The sequence below is a fragment of the Vibrio ezurae NBRC 102218 genome (assembly GCF_000467185.1).
GTDB lineage: Bacteria > Pseudomonadota > Gammaproteobacteria > Enterobacterales > Vibrionaceae > Vibrio > Vibrio ezurae.
The window spans coordinates 15,398-38,340 of sequence record NZ_BATM01000011.1 but is presented as its reverse complement, the minus strand read 5'-3'; the positions used below and the strand labels follow the sequence as shown (position 1 = coordinate 38,340).

Sequence of the window (22,943 nt, the reverse complement as noted above, 5' to 3'; positions counted from 1 at the left end):
AATGGAAGGATTTTATCAAGCCCTTACCTTGATAGGGATTGGCTTATATTGGATGTTAGTTGCTGGTGTAACCATTCGCGTGGTCATAAAACGCCGCTCAGTCAGTGTGTCGCTAGCTTGGCTGATGATCATCTACATTCTGCCGATCATCGGCGTTATCTTTTATTTCCTATTTGGCGAGCTTAATCTTGGTAAAAAACGCGCCGAGAGAGCGCAAGCGATGTTTATTCCCTATAAAACATGGTTTCTCAAACTGCTAGACTGTAATGCGCATTTACCAGAAAAAACCCCAACCCATATCACTCATATTGATGACCTGTGTACCAACCGCATGGGTATCCCTGCTTTGTGCGGTAACACCCTCTCTTTACAAGACACCCCACAAAAAATATTAAAGTCCATCATTGACGATATTGAACTTGCGCAGCATTTCATTCGGATGGAATTTTATATTTGGAATGAAGGTGGACAAGCTAACGGTGTGGTGTCGGCATTAATTCGCGCCTCACAACGTGGCGTACGTTGTCAGATCCTATTGGACGCAGCAGGGAGTGGGAAGTTCTTCTCTTCATCCTGGTGTCAGATGATGGAAAATGCCGGCGTGGAAGTGGTGCAGGCGCTCAAGGTAAAGCCTATTCGTATGTTCTTACGCCGTTTAGATTTGCGTCAGCACCGTAAAATCATCGTCATTGATGATGCGGTGGCCTACACAGGTTCCATGAACTTAGTTGATCCTGAGTATTTTAAGCAAGATGCCGGGGTTGGCATGTGGGTGGATGTGATGGTGCGTATCACTGGCCCTACGGTAAACGTACTGTCGGCTATCCATTGCTGGGACTGGGAAGTAGAAACTGGCGAGCGCTCTTTCCCTACCGCGCCTGAATGCCACATTGAGCAAGATAACTTACTGCACCCCATTCAAGTGGTGCCATCTGGCCCAGGTATGCCGGAGAACTTGATTCATCAAGTGTTGAACATCTCCATTAGCCGCGCCTTAAAATCGGTGACCATCACTACGCCTTACTTTGTGCCAAGTGAAGAGCTATTGCAAACATTGCGCACCACCGCCCAGCGCGGAGTAAAAGTAGAGCTAATCATTCCGAAAAACAACGACTCAATTATGGTCGGTTGGGCATCAAAAGCTTTTTATGCGGAGCTGCTCTCTGCGGGCGTGGTCATTCATGAGTTTACTGGGGGATTACTGCATACCAAGTCGGTTGTCATTGACGAGCAGTACTGCCTTATCGGTACCGTAAACCTTGATGTGCGCAGTCTGTGGCTGAACTTTGAAGTGACTTTAGTGGTGGATGATGCCGAATTCACTAAGCAGCTGTACTGGTTACAACAAACTTATATGGAACAATCCACTGTAGTGGATGAGACACGCTGGCGTGAACGTAGCCTACTGCATCGATTCTTAGAACGTGTCTTCTATCTATTTAGTCCAATTCTGTAATCTTAATTGTTGATATTTTACTTGCACTGCCTGCCTTGCTCATGGTTTAAATAAGGAAAAGAAACCACATCAGGGAAGGCAGATGTCTAAAAGCAAATCTCCAGTATCGAAACCAACGCAACTTATCAGTGCTGGCAGAGACAAAAAATACACTCATGGAGTGGTAAACCCTCCGGTACAGCGCGCATCAACGGTGTTATTTGACACTGTCGCTGAGAAAACTCAAGCCACGATTAATCGCGCTAATAAAGCCCTTTTTTACGGTCGTCGTGGCACTCAAACCCACTTTGCCTTTCAAGATGCCATGGTTGAGCTAGAAGGCGGATTTGGCTGTGCGTTATACCCGTGTGGTACTGCGGCCATTTCCAATGCCATTTTATCTTTTGTCGAAGCCGGCGATCACATTTTAATGGTCGATACTTGCTACGAGCCCACTCGCGACTTCTGTAACACCATGCTAAAACGTCTTGGTGTAGAAACCACTTACTACGCACCCACCATTGGTGAAGAAATTAGCGAGCTAATTCAGCCGAATACTAAAATTCTGTTTTTAGAATCTCCGGGTTCAGTCACTATGGAAGTGCAAAACGTACCACTGCTTGCTGAGATTGCGCACAACAACGACATGATTGTGATGCTTGATAACACTTGGTCTGCGGGTCTGCACTTCTCTCCGTTTGACTATGGCGTTGATATTTCCATCCAAGCGGCCACAAAATACATCGTAGGTCACTCCGATGTAATGCTTGGCACGGCAATTGCGACGGAGGCTTACTGGGAACAACTGCGTGAAAACAGCTATTTGATGGGACAATGTATCTCCCCAGATGACGCCTACCTTGGTTTGCGCGGTATTCGCACTCTTGATCTGCGCTTAAAGCAACATCAACAGAGCAGTTTAGCGGTGGCTAAGTGGTTACAAGCTCGTCCTGAAGTAGATCATGTTAGACACCCTGCCCTTGAAACTTGCCCAGGTCATGAATATTTTGCACGTGACTTCACCGGTGGCAATGGCCTATTTTCGTTTGTGATGAAATCACAAAACAGCAAAGCGACCACTGCACTATTAGATGGCATGGAACTGTTTGGTATGGGGTATTCTTGGGGCGGCTATGAGAGCCTTATTCTTGCCAATGAACCACGCAGCTTTAATAGCCTAAGAACGGTGGCAAATCCTAACTTTACCGGTACTTTATTCCGTATTCATACCGGTCTTGAAAACGTTGATGATCTTATCAAAGATTTAGAAAACGGTTTTGCTCGTTACAACGCCGTGTTAAACGCGCAATAACCTGTAAATAGTCACCCGTTGATATTTGGCTTCTTCGCTCTGTAGAAGCCAAATCACAATCCCCTCTTCTATTTCTTGGCTAGACCTATATACTGCCCGCATCAATGAGTAGGTTGTATGCTGTCAAAAATTCTTTTTAAAACGGTTTCCAAAACCTGTCTCTAACATCCGTTTCAACAAGCTGTGTCTAAAATTATGTCTAAAAATAACTTCACCATTATTGGTCTATGTAACCCTAAAAGCCCTACTAATGTTGGGGCCGTCATGCGCGCCGCTGGCTGTTACCAAGCCGACGAAGTGCGATTTACTGGTGAGCGCTTTGCAAAAGCCGCTAAATATCATACCGACACCAAAGATATGACCACCAAGATCGCCCTCAATCAGATGCAATCTATGACCGACGATCTTGATGCTGATATTAAAATTGTGTGCGTGGAACTGGCAGAAGGCGCAACGCCACTGCCACAGTTTAACCACCCACAAAAAGCCCTCTATATTTTCGGCCCAGAAGACAGTTCTATCCCGCAAAGCATTGTCGATAAAGCTGACGAAGTGGTTTACGTACCCACCATTGGCTGTATGAACCTTGCCGCAACCGTAAACGTACTTTTATATGACCGACTGGCAAAATCAGGCCAAGAAATTGACCATGCTAGTCGCGTACTTGAAAGCCGCGATGTGAATAATCGCTTAAAAGTCTCTCAGCACGAACAGTCTTAGTTGTGCATTTAAATGCTTCATACATCTTTGCCAACGCATTAATTTAAGGAAAACCATGTACCAACTCACCGTTTCATTAGAGCAATTCTTAGCCGAATTTTGGCAAAAGAAACCGACCATCATCAAAGGCGGTTTTGCGCACTTCCAAGACCCTGTTTCGCCAGAAGAGCTAGCGGGACTGACGATGGAAGAAGAAGTGGACTCTCGCTATGTGTCCAACAAAAACGGTGAATGGACAGCAGAACATGGCCCTTTTAATGAAGACCAATACGCTGAACTTGATGAATCTAACTGGTCTATCATAGTGCAAGCGGCCAATCACTGGCACCAAGGCGCGGCTCAATTGGTTGAGCCCTTCAAAGCCATGCCACAGTGGTTATTTGATGACTTAATGATTAGCTACTCGGTGAAAGACGGCGGCGTTGGCCCTCATATCGACCAATACGATGTGTTTATTATTCAAGGGAGCGGTAAACGCCACTGGCGAGTAGGTGCAAAGGATGAAGGTCAGTACGTCGAAACCTGTCGCCACAGCGCCCTACGCCAAATTGAATCTTTTGACGCGATTATCGATGACATCCTTGAACCGGGTGACATCTTATACATTCCGCCGGGCTTTCCACACGATGGCTACGCACTAGAACCGTCAATGAGTTACTCGGTGGGTTTTCGCTCCCCTAAAGAGCAAGAGCTAATTAGCAATTTCGCCGACTACGTTTTAGCCAATGATATTGGTGATAAGCACCTGCATAAACCTGAATTGAGCACGCAAAACAATTTTGGGCAAATCAGCTCAAGCGATCTACAGTCATTAACCCAAATGCTAAAAGCCTCGCTCGATGATGAACAATGTATCAGTGACTTTATGGGTTGCATGTTAAGCCAGTCGCGCCACCAGCTAAATATCATCACCCCAGAACCGCTTTGGCAAAGTGAAGAAATAGCCAACCACATTCAAACCGGTGGGATCATCGACAAAGTATCAGGACTGCGCGCCCTATTTCACGAGCAAGATCCAAGCATCGCGTACATTAACGGTGAAGTGATTAAGGTGCCAAGCGAGTGCACTGATGTTATTGAGTTATTATGTGGTCAAGAGCAGATAAGCGCCGATAACTGGCCTAGCGAAACCTCTAGCGCTATGGTTTCATTACTGTGCGATTTGGTTAACAAAGGCTATTGGTACATCGATTAAACGGGGAATAATAGAGTGTTGTGTATGCAAAGACCCGTAAGTTGAACGGCAAACAGCACTCTATTTTTAAATACAGAACAATGTTATTTAACTAAAGTCTTGTATCTTGTCCGTGGACATTTAAGCTCAAAACTTAAATTCAATCAGCGTATTTATTCATAGAAAATTCACGCAACAAAGTTTGCTGCTTTCAGGTGATTTTCTCGTAGTCTATTTTCGCTAACAAGCTTTTATCCAAACAGAGGTTGAATTGTATTGTACCTTATTTTAAGTCCAAGTAATTTAATTTACTTGCTATCTTCAACCATCTACTGTTCTGGTATATAACTCATCGAGGTTAAATTCGGTTTGAATATGAGCAGTAGCTCTTTTTGTCGACAATAATCAAATACGTTATTATTAATCATAATAGTATCTCATCAGTTTATTGACACCATATAAAGCACATCATGACTAAGGTAGCTATAAAAGGCATACCCTTTCGAGTATGCCTTTTCTCATCACTAAAAAGCGTCAGTTATTACTCTTCAATAATCTCTTTAATCGCGTGGAATAGGTGATTATTTTGGAAGTAGTCACCGTTTGCACCAGTATGACGGTAACGCTCTGCATAGTTTTCATCAGTACCGATAACATATTTAGAGAATTTATCCGCGCCATTACCTTTCGCATAGAAACGAACTAACTCGTTAGTATGAGAGCCACTGTAGTAAGTCACTGTTGGCATGTTGTCAGCACCTGGGTTTTCAACACCCGCATAGATAGCTGAATCAGACGTTTCACCTAACACGTACGCATTACCGTGATCAGTTGTCACGATAAGTAGAGTCTCATCCCAGCTGCTGTTTGCTTCAACCCAGTCAAACACATCTTTTACTGCATTATGGAAGTCAACTTGCTCTTCGATAATACCCGCAGTGTCTTTACCGTGAGCGGCCCAATCGACTGCGCCACCTTCGATCATAGCAAAGAAGCCATTTTCATTTTGAGATAGATAGTTCAATGCACCTACAGACATAGTGCCTAGATCTGGAACCGTCGTCAGATCAGGACAAGCAAAAGCGGTTTCACGTAAGGTTTCATCTTCACAAGTACGGTCATATTGTGTCGTCCAACCCGTTTGGAAAATACCCAGTAGCGGACCATTCATTATTTCGTCTGATGCGATGCCTTGCGCTAGCTTGTCAAAACTTTCTTTAGTTTCAATGAAAGTCCAAGGAGTTTCAGAAGTTGCTGAAGTTAGCGTACCCGCTTGAAGCTCATTCCAATCATCTTCACTAATATAGCTGAAGTTATAATCATCCTCTGCTAATTTTTTACCATCACCATCATACATAGGGTGACCACTGCCTATAATTAGGTCAGCATGGCCATTTTTTAGCATTGAGTTGGCAATTGCATGGTAGTTATTACGTGAAACATTGTTCGCTCCAAACGCCGCTGGCGTTGCGTGAGAGAACATTACGCTAGAAATAATACCGGTTGAAAGGCCATGCTCATGAGCATATTCCGTGATTAGCTTTTGAGGCTCACCACAATTGTTGACGCCTAGACCACCATTGTAAGTTGATTGACCCGTAGCAATAGCCGTACCAGAAGCCGCCGAGTCAGTGTAGTTAGTATTAATGTAATCATAACCGGCAAAAAGCATATCGCCTTCAATTGGCGTATCGTCAGAGGCCTTTTCAGGATCGTAGCTAAAGCCCTCTGCATACTGGTCAGGATCACAGCTATCACTTTCATCAGGTGCTGAGTTACCATTTAGAGCATAAGTCGTCATTGCATAACGAGTATCTAGCTCATTGAATGGATAAGTATCATTTAATAACTCACCGTGTTGCCAAAAGCTTGCGATATCCCAAGCTCCATCACTTGCTCCATCAGTGATCATTAAAATAACGTTTTTGGTTTTATTTATTGGGTCATTTGCTTCATCTGAACTGCTCTCAGATTGACAGCCAGAAAGAAAAAGGGCAGCTGCAATAGAAATAGCAAGAGTAGAATTAGAAGGTTTCATTTGTGTTATATCCATTATTGAAAAAACTAAAATGGAATATAGATTCGTTTCATGATGATTTTATTAAAGAAAAATAATGTAAATATTAATTATCTAAAAACAAGGCTGTTTTGTCATCAATAATCAAATAAACGCATTCGTTCACCAGCAATCACTCAATGTAGGACGTATTTGTTCTGTCATAAACTTTTAAAGATTAGATTAAAATACATACACTTTTATCTTTCGCTCGGAATATCAATATTTAAAGGCGCCCGTTGCCCTCTATTCTAGAGTATAACCTCTAATGTAAGAAAACGGGCTTTCTGACTCGTAGCCTATTTAAAAGTACCTAAATGAATATCTAAGCGAAGACAAGATTAGGCTTTTTCATGTGCTAGAACAAAAACAAACCGTGAAGTGCCAGTAGAGAAAAATATCAAACTTAATATTCACCGAAATATCTTCATAGAATCATGGCATTATTATCTAACAGGTTTATTGACACCAAATAAGGCACATCATGACTAAGCTAACCATCGTTGCTAACATTATCGCTAAACAGGATAAAGTTGAGCTGATCAAATCAGAGCTATTAAAACTTATCGACATTACTCGCGCAGAAGAAGGCTGCCTTAGCTACGATCTTCATCAAGACAATGAAAACCCAGCCCACTTCTTATTTTTCGAAAACTGGGCATCTCGTGAATTATGGCAAGTACATATGAATACTCAGCATCTAGCGGATTTCGTCGCGACGACCGAAGGGGCTATTGAGACGTTTGAAGTGAATGAAATGACCCATATTGGCTAATACTCGCAATAGGCATTAGCACGCACAATACATTCCCAGAGCTTATAGACTCTGGGATTTTTGTATATAGACTCTACCAATACTATTTGCTAACTTTAATCCAAATACACCATTTACTTAGCATGACAAATACTATGCAAATCCGTCAAATCAACGCCAGCTCTACCCTGTCTATACGTCATCAAGTGCTTTGGCCGAATAAACCAATAGAGTTTTGCAAGGTAGATGAAGATGAACTTGGCGTACACTTTGGTGCATTTAAAAACGAACAACTGGTATGCGTGGCTTCGGTATTTATCACCGCTAGTAATGCCAGACTGCGCAAGTTTGCCACTCTCCCCCAAGAACAAGGCAAAGGTATTGGCAGCGCAATGATCCGCCATATTATTGAGTATTTAACCCAGCGCAATATCGATGTGTTTTGGTGTGATGCCCGTGAATCGGCGATCGACTTCTACCATAAATTTGATATGCATACCGAAGGAGAGCGCTTTTATAAAAGTGAGGTGGCGTATTTTAAAATGATATTAAGCGTACCCAAGGCGCAGCGTTAAACCTGAGTGCTCACTGCAAATCATCAGCATCAAACCTAGCACGACGAGCTTCCACCAGCGAGCATTGAGTCAGTTCCATCAATTCAGACAACGTCATGTTTGGATCTTCAACTAACAACCTCTTCAAACGCTGTTGTGGTGATTCCAACTTATCTTGGTGTTGCTGCAATGCAGGTGTAATTTTTCTAACTATAAATGCTAACGATTCCGGATGCCGCACATTAATACACTGACAAAACGTCTGTATCTGCAATGCCTCGCCACTGATCATCCAATTGCGACTGCGACGCACCCGTTTTAATTGGCAAGCATGTTGCTCTGCCAATCGCTTTGCTTCTTTCACGGCATCACCGCCTACCCTGTGTATAAGAGAAGGTAATGATATGCTTATGTTGGTATCAATCACACATCACCATGATCTGACGTGACAGCGTCACCAAGCATTGACCTAACCCAGCATTTAACTAAAGGTACTGATATATAAGGCTTCAACCTTGTCTCTCGCCCATTGCGTTTTTCTTAAAAACTTCAATGAGGACTTGATCGAAGGATCATTGCTAAAGCAATTCACACGTACTTCGGCGTACAAACCACTCCACTGGTAATGCTCAACTAATCGAACTAAGATCTTTTCTAAAGAAAGCCCGTGTAATGGGTTATTGGGTTGTTGCTGTGTCATAAATTACTGCCCGTTTAAGGATTTTGAAAAATTGTGCACAATGTGACTCTAAATCAAAGACGATGCAATCAAAATTCGTCATTATGCGCACTTTCTGATACTCATCGCATTAAGTTGGCCTATCCCATGAAATTACTCGCAGACAAAACAGGGGAGCTTTTTCTAGAAATCCTCAATCAGCAAGGTGACTCAGTGACAGTGCAATTCATCAGTAATGAAGGAGTGCATAAAGGAAAACCTTTCAAGGATTCTTTAACTGGGTTGTTTCTCGCTGGGTGGTCACATCGCTCAACCTCGACAGCCATTGGTCTGCAACGCTTTAAACAAGGGATACTGCAAGATGCAAAAGTCAGCTTTGCTCTACACCAACTTTTTCCTTTGGGACGCAAAGTAAAATTGCCGAATGGAGAGCTAGGTATTATTGCAAGCTATGCGAACACACATGCGGATGGTTATTTCATGTACTTGCGTATAGAAGGGGTTTTGCATCGTCATAAAATTACCCCTGACTGGGAGCTGCAACCTTCAGAGAAATTACTCATGCTACCTTACTACCCTGCCCCTCTAACAAAAGCTGAGCAGAAAGCAATACAAGAGTACGATGTATGGGCGGGTGGATTTTAAGCTTGGTATTCACAGACTAACCTGAGACAATCCGTCTCGAATCAATTTATTAAGGTCAAAGATGAAACTTTTAGTTCGTAACCTGTCTCGCCAAATGACAGAACATGAAATTCGTGTTCTATTTTCTGAACACGGTGACGTGTCCGTGTGCAACCTAGTACTAGACCAAGAAACTGGTCTGTCTAAAGGGTTTGCATTTGTCGAGATGGCAGACACTGAACAAGCAAAAGCCGCAATGGCAGCGCTTGACCAAAGCAACGTGCAAAAAAGTAAAATACGAGTCAAGCTCGCTAAAAACTAGTGATATTAAAAAAGCCAGCTAAAATACATCAGCTGGCTTTTTTATTTAAATTCAATTACTTAGTAGAAGCTTTCGTTTTTTGGCTCAGACAATGTTAATACCGTAGAGCAACCCAGTAACACCACTTTTAATCCCAGTACCGCACTCACTACAAAGATCCCATCAACTGATAAACCGCTAATGAGCATCCCTAAGCAAATTAAAGTCACAGCAAGATCGATAGCGGGTAACACCAAACACTTAAAACTCTGCTGGCGAACCGTACGAACAATTGTCGAGACTTCATCCAATAGGAAATAGCCGATCACCATTGCCGCGATCGTAAAGAGTCCATGATCAGCCGACAAATTAATGGCCGATGAAGCAGCAAATAGCAGCACAATCAACGTCGCGTATCCTTTAAACCCTCTACCACTGACTACTTGCTGCAAAGAAGGAGCACTAGAAAATAGAAGAAGCATCAGCACCACCGCTAAGCTAGAAAGCCCTATGGTGAATAATTGAATAAAGATTTCACGCGGGATGAGCGGAAAAGCCATCGTCACAAACCCGAGAGCAATTGTCCCAACGCCCACGCCAACTCTTACTCGAGTGTTGTGGCTAAAATCAAGGCCAATATTGCTATTGGTTTTATCATCATGAACAGGTGGTTGATTAAAAGTGTGGATTGACATGAGTAAGTCCTTGTTCAGCAACGTAAATATACGTTGTCAGGTAAATAGGTCAATTGAACCGACTAGATACAGCACCCTTGTCTCAAACCATTATTAGTTTAGATCTACTAATTTGCAAAACAGTCAAAACTTACCCCTTATCTCGACAAACCTTTGCAGGTTTAGATGAACTCGATAATGGGCGCAATACTCTAGAAGTGATAAAGCATCTACAACAATTTTGTAAATGCTTTAAGACCCAAAATAATTACTGAGTGGACAACTCCCTTAATAGTGGAAAGGCTTGCTTGGTTTTTTCCTTTGTAGCAACGAATCCGATCATCACATCTTCTTCGTTAAATGCTTTTGCTACAATTCCTTCAGCATGTACATCTAGATTCCACCGACTCACTGCACTTTCTAAAGTTGTGCCGCCAATCTGAATCGGATAACTAGGTGTTTTTACCTTCACCATCATATTAGGTAGTACCACAGAGGTACGTTCACCCAGTAGCGTTTTCGCCAATGACGACGCACTTATTACCGTTGGTTGAAGATAGGCTCTTACTTGGCCATTCTGCTCCGCACAATCACCCAATGCATAAATACCTTCACAAGACGTTTGCATAGCCTCATCTACACAAATACCTCGTTCAGTAGATAGGCCAGCATCTTTTGCTAAGATAATATTTGGAATCAAACCGGTACAGACTATTACTTCATCAACCTTGACTACGTCGCCGTTGTCTAACGATACTACAAATTGCCCATCAGATTTTGCGACCTGTTTCACGACTTGACCTAATTTAAGGTCAACATTCATTAATCTCATCGATTGATCAAGCTTTAAAGCAATAAGCTCAGGTAATTGGTTGGACATTAAATGCGCACTTGGCTCGGCTAATGTCACTTTTTTGTTAGCAAATGCAAGATCCATGCTGATCTCGACACCGATTAATCCCCCACCAATGACCATCACTGATCCCGCTTTATTTAATCGCGTTTCGTGTTGTGTAAACTCTTGTAAGCTATTTAAGGTGATGGGCTGACTCTCTTTTAAGCCATCAATAGGCGGTATAAAAGCACTAGCCCCCGTAGCTAACACTAAGCTTGAGTAAGCAAAATGTTGGCCGTTTGCCACGACCGTTTTTTGTTCAACATCAATGCGACTGACCCAATGCTCTACACACAGTTCAATATTTTGCTGCTCAGCAAATTCACCGGCCGTCGCCGTGATCAAATCTTGTGGTGATTGCTGCTTGGACACAACATGGCTCAAATCAGGCTTGTTGTAATCATGACCTTCATCAGCAGTAATAACGCGAATAGGGACTTGAGCGTTAGAACGGCGCAATGTTTTAACAAGTTGGTAAGCGGCAAAGCCACTGCCAATGATAGTAATTGGGTTCATAACAATCCTCTTAACGGTTGTGGGCAACAAAAACGTCTTTGCCTAGATTACAATCTGGACATAGAAAATAATCAGGAACATCGCTCCAAGTTGTACCCGGTTCTACGCCTTGATTTGGTTCGCCAATTGCAGGATCGTAAACCCAGTTACATACCGTACAAATCATGCATTGGCAATCATCACCGTGAGCTTCTTGAGTTGCTACTGCTGTCTTCGCGACAGGTACTGCTACAGATAAAGGTTGAACATCCGCATCTTCAATGATCATTGGCGGAACGTTTAGTTCATGTAGCGCCCATTGCTTTGCCACTTGTTGACCGTGTGCACGACAAATACGCATGGCTTTACCATCGGGGCGCCATTTGCTTTTAAGGCCCGCAACCGTTTCAAAACCTGCGTCGGTTAAACGCGAATGAATGCGATCAACCGCTCCACCATTCCAACCGTAGCTACCAAATGCACCCGCTTTTTTTTGTTTGAAACGTAGACCGGTTATTTCCTCTAGCATGCCTGCAACTTTTGGCATCATGACGTTGTTCATGGTAGAAGACCCAACCAAAATACCTTTAGAGCGGAAGACTTGCGCTAAGATTTCATTCTTATCTTGGCGAGCGACGTTAAATACTTTCACTGCCACGCCAGGATCAACGTCATGGATACCTTGTGCAATAGCATCTGCCATCATACGAGTGTTGTTAGACATTGAATCGTAGAAAATAGTAATGCGGTCTTCTTGATAATCATCCGCCCACTGCAAGTATTTCTCAATGATTTGTACAGGGTTGTCGCGCCATACGATGCCGTGCGATGTAGCAATCATATCGACAGGTAGATTGAAGCTAAGCACCTCTTTAATTTTGGCAATGACTAGGTTGCTAAATGGCGTCAGGATGTTTGAGTAGTAGCGTAGGCACTGCTCCATCAATTCAGCTTGGTCAACTTCATCGTTGAACAAGTGCTCATCACAGTAGTGCTGACCAAATGCATCGTTACTGAATAGAATTGCGTCACCCGTTAGGTAAGTCATCATGCTGTCTGGCCAATGCAACATTGGAGATTCTACAAACACAAGTTGTTTGCCGTTACCAATATCAAGGCTATCACCTGTTTTCACCGTGTTGAAGTTCCACTCAGGGTGATGATGGTGGCCAACAATTGAATCAATCGCCGCTTCAGTGCAATAAATAGGTGTGTTTGGAATACGCTCAAGTAATGCAGCCAATGCACCCGCGTGATCTTCTTCAGCATGGTTAATTACGATGTAATCGATCGTGTTTAAATCAATTTCCATTTCAAGATTTTGCAAGAATTGATAGCTGAAACGATGATCAACAGTGTCGATGAGTACTGTTTTTTCTTCACGGATAAGGTAGCTGTTGTAACTGGTCCCCTTCGTCATTTTAAACTCGGTACCGTGGAACTCTTGAATTTCCCAGTCGCGTTGACCCACCCAGTGAACGTTATTTTTTACATGAATCGTCATTTTTGATGCCTTGTTGCTGTGTTTTCAAATAAGAAGTACGCCTCTTACAGCATCAAACGTGCCAACTTTTTAAGTCATTGAAAAATCTAGATTATCTATTTTACTCTTTGACAATATTGTTTTATTGACAATGAATATTCATTGTCTACATGACAATTTTGTAAATTTAACAAATGGTGGAATTCCCAATTATCTGCCAATACAAAAACGCAGCCGCCTTAAAATAAATTAAGGCGGCTGCGTTTAATCGTGCTGCAATGTGCTTATCATCACCGATGATTGAGTTGATAGAAGGGTTTACTTACCAATAATTCTCTGCGCTGAAATGCCCAGTTCGTCTTCTTAGGTGTTTGTTATAGCCTCTATCCGTTAGGCTCTGAGCGGTGTCTCGCACCATTGCGGGATTGCCACACAAGTAAACAAAACTTCTATCCATATCTAATTTTATCCCTACCTGAGACTCTAATATGCGCTTTTCTATTAGATGAGGAACTCGCCCTTGTAAACTGCCCGAAACCTCTTCTCTAGAAACAATAGGAACGTATTTAAGTTTTTCTCCAAACTTCTGTTTTAGCGCTAAAACTAACTCTTTATACACTAAATCTTTTTCGTAACGCACCGCATGTACAAGTACTACATCTGTATAATGTTCTGGAAATTCATCGCCTTGCAACATTGAGAAGTAAGGGCCTATGCCCGTCCCTGTTGCGATCAACCACAATTGAGTCGCGTGCGCAGGGACTTCCTCTAACGTCATAAAACCTGCACATTGCTCGCCAACCATAACTTCATCATTGGGATAAAGTGTGTGCAAATTTGGCGATAACGCGCCATCAGGATCAGCAATAATCAAAAATTCCAATTCACCTGTTTCCACGTAGTCTTGGGGTGAATTGACGATAGAATACGCTTTGCGCAAAAACTCGCCACTTTGATCATACATGCCCAATTTAGTAAATTGACCCGCAATATAAGAAAGCCCAGCCACCTTAACTCGCAACGAAAAGAGTCGCTCAGTCCAATCCACTCTTGAAACTACTGAACCACAAACAAACCCAACATGTGGAGTCATTACACCTCACCTCTGTCTATTTTATTCTATTTAATTTAGTACAAACCTAAGCAATAGGCATGCCAACTTAAATTTAGGCTTTAAATTCAGTTGCTTAACCTTATTAACAGAATATTGTTATCATCATGACAATATCAAGCAGTATATCTAAATGACAAGACTTTGTTATACTGACAAAATATCAATTCAGGAATAGTATTTAATGACTCAGTATAAAAGCGAATGGATACAAGTTGCGCGCGATATTACCTCTGGGATATCAGAACAAGATCGCTTTGAGCGCCTGCTGGTTACGATACGAGATATGTTGCAATGTGATGCCGCAGCTTTATTATTGTTTCAACAACAACACTTTATACCTCTTGCGATAAATGGTCTTAGTGAAGATGTGTTAGGTCGCCGCTTTAATATAGATCAGCACCCAAGACTAGAAGCCATTGCTCGAGCAGGTGATATTGTACGCTTTCCATCTGATAGCGACCTCCCAGATCCTTACGATGCACTCATTCCCAATCACGCCCAAAAACTGGAAGTGCATTCCTGTATTGGTTTACCATTATTTCAAGAAGATCGATTAATCGGCGCTGTCACTATTGATGCCTTTGATCCCACACAATTTAATGATTTCCCCGATGATGATTTCCGCTTAATTAGCGCCCTCGCCGCCAACAGTTTACATACCGCATTATTGGTGGCAAAACTGGAACAAAATATAGGGGTTGCTTCTCTACCAAAACGCAAAAGAACCCAATACGCGCAGATGGATATCATAGGGCAATCGCAAGGCGTTATCGATCTAAAATCCCATATCTCCGCCGTTGCCAATACCGATTTATCCGTTTTAATCATGGGGGAAACGGGGGTGGGTAAAGAGCTCGTTGCACACGCTATTTACTCTCAGTCGAATCGAAAAGCCGAATCCTTTGTCTATCTAAACTGCGCAGCATTGCCGGAATCTGTGGCAGAAAGTGAGCTATTTGGTCATATTAAAGGCGCGTTCACTGGAGCCATCAGCGATCGTAAAGGAAAGTTCGAACTGGCGAATAAAGGCACACTATTTCTTGATGAAGTGGGTGAACTCTCGCTAGCGCTACAAGCAAAACTGCTCAGAGCATTACAATACGGCGATATTCAACGTGTCGGTGATGATCGGAATATCAAGGTCGACGTTCGAATTATCGCGGCAACTAACCGAACGATGCATGAAGAAGTAAAACAAGGCCGTTTTCGTTCGGATCTATACCACCGTTTAAGCGTATTCCCTATTTTTGTTCCTCCTCTTAGAGAGCGAGGGAAGGACGTCATTTTATTGGCTGGATTTTTTGCTGAGCAGTGTCAGCACAAACTCAACATCGCCAGTATTACGCTCGATGCCGATGTATTGATATTGCTGCAAAACAACCCTTGGGAAGGTAACGTGCGAGAGCTTGAACACGCAATAAAACGTGCCAGTGTGATTGCTAAGGCTGAAAGTAATGCACCTCACCTGATATTAAAAGCGCACCATTTCCAGTTCACTCATTCTGAGCCTATCAAATCATCTACGATCAGCATGAGTCCTTCATCGGACACGCCTGAATTCACGATTGATGATTATCAGGGTCTACCGCTAAAAGACGCCATCGAGCAATTTCAAATGAAGTTAATCCAGTCTACCTATTTGCATAATGAGCAAAAATTAAGTGCCACAGCGAAACAGCTAGGACTGAACCCGGGTAACTTACACCGATTAATGAAGCGACTAGGATTGAAATAATCGACGTCAATCATGAGCGGCAGACACACTCTATATCATGGTCATTGATAAGACCTGTCGCTTGTAAAAATGCATATAAAGTAGTGCTGCCTAAAAACTTAAAGCCTCGTTTCTTTAAATCTTTCGCTAATTGATCAGACAATGCGGAAGTAGCAAGTGGCGTGTCGCCTTTGGTACGAATATCGATAGGTTTATTGTCCACATATCCCCAAATAAACTGGCTAAAGCTGCCAAACTCAGCTTGAATGTCTAAAAAAAGCTGCGCGTTATTGATGGCCGCTTCTATTTTTGCTCGATTACGAATGATGGCACTATCGAGCATTAATTCCTCAACCTTAGCAGAAGAAAATGTCGCGACGATTGCAGGGTCGAAATCGGCAAACGCTTGTCGATAACCTTGGCGTCTTTTTAAAATGGTATACCAACTCAATCCTGCTTGGGCGGACTCTAAGATTAAAAATTCGAAAAAGATCTTATCGTCATAAACAGGTACGCCCCACTCTTTGTCATGATACTCCACATAGTCTGGCTTACTTTCATCCAACCAAAAACATCGCTTCATTCTCTGCTCCTTAGCCTTCTTCTCACTTAAATGGAAAAGGCTGACACTTGGCCAGCCTTTAACAGATCATAAACTCTTTCCCACAATTATGCTTTCACTACCTCAATTTTATGGAACAAACGATATAATACGGGCACCACAATCAAGGTCAGCACCGTCGCAAAACCTAAACCGAACATGATAGTTACCGCCATTGGTTTAAAAAAGATATCCGGAAGCAATGGAATCATACCCAAAATCGTCGTGATGGCAGCCATACATACTGGGCGTACACGACTGAGTGCGGCTTCAACAATCGCTAAATACGGCTCTTTACCTGAGTGCATTTCAAGCTCGATTTGATCGATAAGCACAATACCATTTTTCAGAAGCATTCCCGATAAACTCAAGAAACCCAGTAGCGCCATAAAGCCAAATGGAGTATTGAGTACCAGTAAACCCGTGGTCACACCAATTAAGGCCAATGGCACAGTGAGCCAGACAATCAAAGGTTCTTTAACCGAGTTAAATAAGAATACCGTAATTAGGAACATAAACAGATAACCCATCGGCATACTGGAAAATAACGAACCTTTGGCTTCGTTTGAAGACTCGTATTCCCCACCCCACTCTAAGCTATAACCCGGCGGCATTTCAATCGCTTCAATTTGCTGTTGGATTCGAGCTTGCAAAGTAGCAGCCGTTTCACTACCCAAGATGTCAGGGTCGGCAAATACCGTCAGCATACGCTTTCTGTTTTTACGGACAATTAACGGATCTTCCCAACGTACTTCATTGCCGAGCGTAATTTGCTGTAAAGGAATGTAGTCATTTAACACTGGACTCCATATTTTCATACCATCGATGTTTCTAAAGTCAATTCGCTCTTTTTCAGTAAGACGCGTTACGATAGGCATTAAGGTTGTTCCATCTCGATACACTCCCACCGTCAGACCAGAAAAACTCATCTGCAAAAAGTCATCCACATCATTTTTACTGATGCCGTAACGACGAGCCTGACTTTCATTAAATAGTGGCTCGATAATTTTAGTACGCTCGCGCCAATCATGGCGTACCCCAGTAGCTCCAGGATCGGCATTGAGAATATCCACCACTTTTGCAGCAATGCCGCGCATAATTGTGGGATCAGAGCCTATAATTCTGGCCTCTATTTTTGCGCCTCCGCTGGGCCCTAGTTCAATCTGCTTGAGCTTATAATCAATTTCCGGGAAATGTTCAGAGACGTAGCCTTGATATTTATCCATGATGTCGTGCAACACTTCATAGCTTTCTACACGAGTGACGATTTCACCGTAAGCCGCATAACTTTTTTCAGGCGTATAAGTGAGCATGAAGCGAGCTAAACCTTTACCTGAGGTCGTGGTCACAGCCTCTACACCGTCTTGTTGCAATAACCAACTTTCGATGGCTTTTAGTTTGGTATTAGTCACGCGAATATCGCTACCTTCTGGCAACCAGACATCAGATAAAAACATCGGCGTGGTGGACGATGGGAAAAAGGCTTGTTTGATAAAGCCAAATCCATAAATACTGGCCGCGAGCGCCAATACTAAAGTGCCCATCGTAAGCCATGCTCTGCGCATACAAAACTCTAAGAATTTTTTGTACCACACGAACAAGAATCCATTGTATGGATCATCATCGGCATTGCCTTTAAATTTCTGTCCTTTAAAGAACATGTCAGCAAAGAACGGCGTCAATGAAATCGCGGTAAACCATGACAGCATTAAAGAGATCAGCAATACAGTAAATAGGGTTCGACAGTATTCACCCGTAGAATCTTCCGATAAACCGATTGGGGCAAAGGCCGTAACCGCGATCACTGTCGCCCCCAGTAATGGCCATTTGGTCTGGGTGACAATATCCGTTGCCGCTTGCAGGCGCGTCCGGCCTCGTTGTGTGCCCACTAATATGCCTTCGACCACCACAATGGCATTGTCCACCAGCATGCCCAGTGCGATGACCAACGCCCCCAGAGAAATACGTTGTAAATCAATGGCGAAATACTTCATAAACACAAAAGTACCCAGTACCGTCACCAGCAAAATCAAGCCAATTAGCAAACCTGAACGTAAGCCCATAAAGAACAGCAGTACGACAATAACAATCGCCACCGCTTGCCCTAAACTCACGACAAAACCACTGACCGACTTATCAACTTCCTTAGGTTGGCTGTAAATCTCGGAAATGGAAATGCCCACAGGTTGCTGATATTTCAGCTCAGCCAAACGCTTGTCGAGCTTTTGACCAATATCGACAACGTTTACCCCTGCGTTAAAAGAAACGCCCATGTTGAGCGCAAAGTTACCGTTGTAATTGACAATATTGGTTGGAACATCAATGTAACCGCGCTTAACCTCAGCGACATCGCGTAAATAAATCAGCCCGGAATTTTCTTTAGCTGAATCAGTGATGATCAAATCACCCAACTGTTCCACGTTTTTAAATTCACCCGTAGGATGAATGCGAATATATTCATCTCCGATACGCACGGCACCCGCAGGTGAAATGGTATTTTGCGTATTCAATAAATTCGTCACTGTGCTCGGTGAAATACCCAAAGTATTCAGGCGTTTCATCGACATTTCGATGAAGACTTGCTCTTGTTGATCCCCAGACACAGACACTTTACTCACGCCATCAACCAGCTCAAGCTCTCGGCGTAAATAGTCTACATAGTCAAGTAGCTCTTTATAGGAGTACCCTTCGCCGGTCACTGCAAGCAATACCCCATAGACATCACCAAAGTCATCAATGACCGATGGCGTATTCACGCCTGGAGGTAAACTCCCTTCCAAATCGGTCACTTTACGGCGCAATTCATCCCAAATCTGTGGCAAGTCATCTGGACCGTAGTTATTTTTCATGGTCACGGTAATTTGCGATAATCCGCGACTGGAAATGGAATTGACTTCATCTACATACGTTAATTGTTGAATGGCTTTTTCTAGAGGGTACGTCACCTCTTCTTCAACTTGCTGAGGCGTTGCGCCCGGATAGCTAGTGACCACCATTGCATCTTTGATAGTAAAGGCCGGGTCTTCTAAACGCCCTAATTCAAAGAAAGAGGCAATACCACCAAAAAAGAAGATTAAGGAGATCATCCAACTGATCACCTTATTTTTTATAAAGTACGCGGCAATGCCTTTTGTGCCATCGTCCATTTGCTGATCGAGATTATTCTGGCTCATAAAGCAGCCTCCTTACTCACTACTTCCACCGCCGATCCCTCTCGCAGTTTAGACAAACCTTTAATGACGATTTGTTCCGCACCATTAAGGCCACCAATAATTTGCACCGTTTTATCGCGCATCTTGCCCAGTTGAACCTGTTGCTTACGGACGGTGTTTCCCTCAAGTACCCAAACGTAGGTTTCAGTGCGATCCAAGGTATCACCATCGGCATTGACGACCGCGCTCAATGGAATGTCAGAGCCAAAGCTTACATTTAATCCTGCATCACTACTTTTGGCCGTCACTTCTAATGCCATACCATCTAAAATAATTTCGTTTTCTGGCATCGGCATAATTAAGGTCAGATTGTAAGTGCCAGTAGCCGGATCAGGCTCGGTGGTAAACTCTTTGATTTTTGCATCATAAACGTTGCCACTTTCCACCTTCACTTTCGCGGTCACCTTTCTGAGATCCCGCTGAGTTGGCTGGTGAACAAACAAACGGTCAGGCACTTGAATCAAGACTTCAACTTCGTCCGTGCTATGGATATTAACGATCTGTTGCCCTACTTGAACATTTTCAAACCTGTCCGCACTCACTCGGGAAATAATTCCGTCTGTGGGCGCTTTTAAAGTCGTAAATTTCAAATACAGCTGAGCCAATTTTAAATCAACCAATGCTATGCTTCTTTGCGCGGCCAATTCATCAAATTGAGATTGTGCCAGCAAGCCTTTGGCAACCAAAGGCTTGGAACGTTTGTATTGGCTGTTTATCGCAGCATAACTTGCTCTGGCATTATCTAGGGCGATGTTAAAGTCACGGGTATCAAGCTGAGCCAATAAATCCCCTTTCTTTACCCTGTCCCCTTCATTGACCACCAGCTTGGTTATCTCTCCTGATACTTGAAAACTAAGATGAGAGCGCAGGGCTGCTTGTGCAACTGCTGGAAAATAGATTCGGTCGCTGGCCTGCGGTTTACCCAGTTGCAATACTTCTACTTTTGCTACAGGTTGAACAGGCTCTACCACTGGTTTCTCACAGCCCACTAATACCGTGGTAAATACAGCCAATACGAATCCTTTACAGAGCCATTTAATCGGGCGCATCATAAGCCTCTCTCCTTGATCCACTCTCTCACCTTCATCCCTGATTTAAGCTCCTTCACTCCAGATACAATGATTTCATCACCATCCTCTAAGCCTGAAACCACGGCGCCTAAGGGACTTAACGACACGGTGACTTGTTCAACACTTGAGTCTTGTTTGACTCGCCAAACGCATTGCTTGTCACCACACTCAAACAATGAGGTCGTTGGTAATTTTGAAGGTTTTGTTTTTGGAATAGTGACATGAATATTGCCTGACATACCCGGTAAAATGCCAAGATCGCTGGGTCGATCCATGATCATGGTGACTTTGTAGCTTCCTGTAGAGTTGTCAGATTCAGTATCAATTTCTTGAAAGGTCAGCGGGAATTTTTGATTTGGGAACGAATCAAACACCATGTACGACTGAAGTTCAGTATGTTGGTCAAGACGATTTAGCATCGAGTCAGGCAGTGGAAAGATGACTTTCAGTAATTCATTAGACTGAATATTCATTACCCCTTGCTTTGCAGCAACATACTCATGGTTATCAATATTAATCAAAGAGATAGTGCCATCAAAAGGCGCAATAAGTTTAGTATAGCTATAGTTTGCTAACGCTTGGTCGTAGTTAGCTCTGGCGGATTTAAGTTTTGCTCTAGCCTGATCAAACTCCTGCTCAGACACCACTTTATCGGCAATTAACTTTTTACTACGATCAAATTGTACCTTGGCAAGGTCGTAATTTGCTTTTGCTTGCATGCGCAGTAGTTTGTACTCCTGATCATCAAGCACTGCGAGAACATCGCCTTTTTTCACTTGCAATCCCGCAATTGCAGGTAACTCTAGTAACTCACCAGGAACCCTAAACGCCAATACTGCTCGGTCTCCGGCCGCAGAGCTGGCAGGAAATATACGCTCAAAGCTTTTATCACCGACCGACACAGTAAAAAACTTAGCAGGACGAGAGTCCGGCTCCGAGATGATGGCTTGCTTTTCACCACAGGCGGTGAGGCCAAACACAGCAAACAGCACAACAAACCAGTGAGTACGCATAATATTCCCTTATTTCGCGACATTAACACTAATCATATATGTATCAAGATGTTATATCTAGGTTGCACCGATATTTCTTTTTTGTTTACAGGCAGGAAAAGGAAGATAATTCGACGGGAGTATAAAGGTGCTCAATTCGCGCTATTAAGCACCGAAAAGTACCCACTAGATTGAATGTTTGCCATCTACAACCAAAAATGATCATACCGAAGTATGATCATTTTCATTGTAAAGCCGTTAATAATCGCTAGCTATGATTGAGCTTGGTGAAATATTTGTTCCGTTTTTAACTCTGTCATGGCACGAATTTGACGCCAAATATAATAAAAAATACCTAACATCATCAACATACTTGGGATCGCAATTACCGGGTAGCTATATAATGTTAACTTACCCAGCTCTTCGTTAAACGCAGGCGTCCCCGCAGGGCTGGTCACGATATAAGTGGCTAATACATAATTCATTATAGAAGAGAAAGCAAAAGTACTGGCAAAGAGGTAGTTTGAATTCATCAAGCAGCGATCAAAGGCTTGTTCATTACCCGACTGTTTTAAACGCTCTTCAATTAAAGACAAATTTAAAATCGACTTATTGAACACCAGCTTTTGCATTAGCGGGTGACGAGTAAATGTCGATCCTAGCACCGCCATACCGATTAACCCCGGAATAAGCGCTTCTTTAAAGGCCAGCCACTGTGTATCAAGCTCAAGCAAACCAATGCCACCGGTAAGAAGTACACTAATAAAGCCCAACGCTGAAATAAAATTAAACTTCTTGTCGCGAATCAGCTCTAAGCCACCATAAGCCACAGGGAAAGCCAGTGCAACGATAAGCGAATACACTGTACCTAGATGCTCTTCACCACTGAACTTCATCAAGATAAAGGAAGGGATAAAGACATTAAAGAGGATCTCAAACAGTGGATTTGACTTCTTTTTAGCAACGTTACTCATAATTTACCCGTCTCAGGTACCGTGTTCTGATTTAATGGAGGAGGATTGTTCCTTGCGTTGTTGCAAATGTAAAGCATTTAAGCCTAAAAATGGTAACAAGAAATACTAAA

General features: G+C 43.0%; 21 protein-coding genes. 9 read left to right on the top strand and 12 right to left on the bottom strand.

All coding sequences use genetic code 11. The features are described from left to right. Window position 1 precedes the first annotated feature (1 nt). The 4 genes from cls (at window position 2) to VEZ01S_RS05890 (ending at window position 4,662) form a co-directional block, all read left to right on the top strand. Complete coding sequence (cls, locus tag VEZ01S_RS05905) at window positions 2-1,456, top strand: cardiolipin synthase (RefSeq protein WP_021713105.1); 1,455 nt, start codon at window positions 2-4, stop codon at window positions 1,454-1,456. A gap of 82 nt (window positions 1,457-1,538) precedes the next feature. Then, window positions 1,539-2,747, top strand: coding sequence for a cystathionine beta-lyase (locus VEZ01S_RS05900; RefSeq protein ID WP_021713104.1), 1,209 nt, complete (start codon window positions 1,539-1,541; stop codon window positions 2,745-2,747). Between the two features lie 195 nt (window positions 2,748-2,942). Then, window positions 2,943-3,467, top strand: a complete 525-nt coding sequence (locus VEZ01S_RS05895; RefSeq protein ID WP_021713103.1) for an RNA methyltransferase — start codon at window positions 2,943-2,945, stop codon at window positions 3,465-3,467. 55 nt (window positions 3,468-3,522) lie between these two features. Next, window positions 3,523-4,662: a ribosomal protein uL16 3-hydroxylase gene (locus VEZ01S_RS05890; protein ID WP_021713102.1), complete on the top strand. Its 1,140-nt coding sequence runs from the start codon at window positions 3,523-3,525 to the stop codon at window positions 4,660-4,662. Between the two features lie 520 nt (window positions 4,663-5,182). Here the strand turns inward: VEZ01S_RS05890 and VEZ01S_RS05885 are convergent. Beyond that, window positions 5,183-6,679 carry an alkaline phosphatase gene (locus tag VEZ01S_RS05885; RefSeq protein WP_040890291.1) on the bottom strand — a complete coding sequence of 499 codons (1,497 nt, stop codon included), beginning with the start codon at window positions 6,677-6,679 and terminating at the stop codon, window positions 5,183-5,185. Between the two features lie 502 nt (window positions 6,680-7,181). Here VEZ01S_RS05885 and VEZ01S_RS05880 point away from each other — a divergent pair. Continuing rightward, complete coding sequence (locus tag VEZ01S_RS05880) at window positions 7,182-7,472, top strand: putative quinol monooxygenase (RefSeq protein ID WP_021713100.1); 291 nt, start codon at window positions 7,182-7,184, stop codon at window positions 7,470-7,472. 134 nt (window positions 7,473-7,606) lie between these two features. Beyond that, on the top strand, window positions 7,607-8,026 hold the full coding sequence (locus VEZ01S_RS05875; RefSeq protein WP_021713099.1) for a GNAT family N-acetyltransferase: 420 nt from the start codon (window positions 7,607-7,609) through the stop codon (window positions 8,024-8,026). 10 nt (window positions 8,027-8,036) lie between these two features. On the opposite strand, the gene VEZ01S_RS05870 is transcribed toward VEZ01S_RS05875, so the two are convergent. Together VEZ01S_RS05870 and VEZ01S_RS16500 are read right to left on the bottom strand one after the other, a co-directional pair. Next, complete coding sequence (locus VEZ01S_RS05870; RefSeq protein ID WP_040890288.1) at window positions 8,037-8,432, bottom strand: ribosome recycling factor family protein; 396 nt, start codon at window positions 8,430-8,432, stop codon at window positions 8,037-8,039. A 54-nt stretch (window positions 8,433-8,486) separates the two neighbouring features. After that, window positions 8,487-8,705: a VF530 family protein gene (locus VEZ01S_RS16500; protein WP_021713097.1), complete on the bottom strand. Its 219-nt coding sequence runs from the start codon at window positions 8,703-8,705 to the stop codon at window positions 8,487-8,489. A gap of 126 nt (window positions 8,706-8,831) precedes the next feature. On the opposite strand from VEZ01S_RS16500, the gene VEZ01S_RS05865 reads away from it, so the two are divergent. After that, entirely contained in the window at window positions 8,832-9,329 is a 498-nt protein-coding gene (locus tag VEZ01S_RS05865) for a hypothetical protein (RefSeq protein ID WP_021713096.1), read from the top strand. A gap of 61 nt (window positions 9,330-9,390) precedes the next feature. Beyond that, the gene (locus VEZ01S_RS05860; protein ID WP_021713095.1) at window positions 9,391-9,630 is read left to right on the top strand and encodes an RNA recognition motif domain-containing protein; all 240 of its coding nucleotides are present in this window, start codon (window positions 9,391-9,393) and stop codon (window positions 9,628-9,630) included. Window positions 9,631-9,689: 59 nt separating this feature from the next. Here the strand turns inward: VEZ01S_RS05860 and VEZ01S_RS05855 are convergent, their stop codons facing one another. The 4 genes from VEZ01S_RS05855 to VEZ01S_RS05840 all read right to left on the bottom strand — a co-directional run bounded on the left by VEZ01S_RS05855 (window position 9,690) and on the right by VEZ01S_RS05840 (window position 14,249). Beyond that, window positions 9,690-10,304 (bottom strand): hypothetical protein, encoded by a 615-nt coding sequence (locus VEZ01S_RS05855; protein ID WP_021713094.1) that lies wholly within the window; start codon window positions 10,302-10,304, stop codon window positions 9,690-9,692. A gap of 247 nt (window positions 10,305-10,551) precedes the next feature. Beyond that, complete coding sequence (gene norW, locus VEZ01S_RS05850) at window positions 10,552-11,694, bottom strand: NADH:flavorubredoxin reductase NorW (protein WP_021713093.1); 1,143 nt, start codon at window positions 11,692-11,694, stop codon at window positions 10,552-10,554. Window positions 11,695-11,704: 10 nt separating this feature from the next. After that, window positions 11,705-13,177, bottom strand: a complete 1,473-nt coding sequence (gene norV, locus VEZ01S_RS05845) for an anaerobic nitric oxide reductase flavorubredoxin (protein WP_021713092.1) — start codon at window positions 13,175-13,177, stop codon at window positions 11,705-11,707. A 301-nt stretch (window positions 13,178-13,478) separates the two neighbouring features. Then, entirely contained in the window at window positions 13,479-14,249 is a 771-nt protein-coding gene (locus VEZ01S_RS05840) for a ferredoxin--NADP reductase (RefSeq protein ID WP_021713091.1), read from the bottom strand. A 202-nt stretch (window positions 14,250-14,451) separates the two neighbouring features. Between VEZ01S_RS05840 and norR the strand changes: the two genes are divergently transcribed. Beyond that, window positions 14,452-16,005, top strand: a complete 1,554-nt coding sequence (gene norR / locus VEZ01S_RS05835) for a nitric oxide reductase transcriptional regulator NorR (protein ID WP_021713090.1) — start codon at window positions 14,452-14,454, stop codon at window positions 16,003-16,005. 10 nt (window positions 16,006-16,015) lie between these two features. Here norR and VEZ01S_RS05830 read toward each other — a convergent pair whose 3' ends face one another. The 5 genes from VEZ01S_RS05830 to VEZ01S_RS05810 form a co-directional block, all read right to left on the bottom strand. Then, on the bottom strand, window positions 16,016-16,567 hold the full coding sequence (locus tag VEZ01S_RS05830) for a DNA-3-methyladenine glycosylase I (protein WP_021713089.1): 552 nt from the start codon (window positions 16,565-16,567) through the stop codon (window positions 16,016-16,018). Window positions 16,568-16,653: 86 nt separating this feature from the next. Beyond that, window positions 16,654-19,758, bottom strand: a complete 3,105-nt coding sequence (locus VEZ01S_RS05825) for an efflux RND transporter permease subunit (protein ID WP_021713088.1) — start codon at window positions 19,756-19,758, stop codon at window positions 16,654-16,656. Further along, window positions 19,755-20,849: an efflux RND transporter periplasmic adaptor subunit gene (locus tag VEZ01S_RS05820; protein WP_021713087.1), complete on the bottom strand. Its 1,095-nt coding sequence runs from the start codon at window positions 20,847-20,849 to the stop codon at window positions 19,755-19,757. The genes VEZ01S_RS05825 and VEZ01S_RS05820 overlap by 4 nt, the downstream gene beginning before the upstream one ends. Beyond that, window positions 20,846-21,880 (bottom strand): efflux RND transporter periplasmic adaptor subunit, encoded by a 1,035-nt coding sequence (locus tag VEZ01S_RS05815; protein WP_021713086.1) that lies wholly within the window; start codon window positions 21,878-21,880, stop codon window positions 20,846-20,848. The genes VEZ01S_RS05820 and VEZ01S_RS05815 overlap by 4 nt, the downstream gene beginning before the upstream one ends. Window positions 21,881-22,131: 251 nt before the next feature. Next, window positions 22,132-22,833 carry a VC0807 family protein gene (locus tag VEZ01S_RS05810; RefSeq protein ID WP_021713085.1) on the bottom strand — a complete coding sequence of 234 codons (702 nt, stop codon included), beginning with the start codon at window positions 22,831-22,833 and terminating at the stop codon, window positions 22,132-22,134. Window positions 22,834-22,943 lie beyond the last annotated feature (110 nt).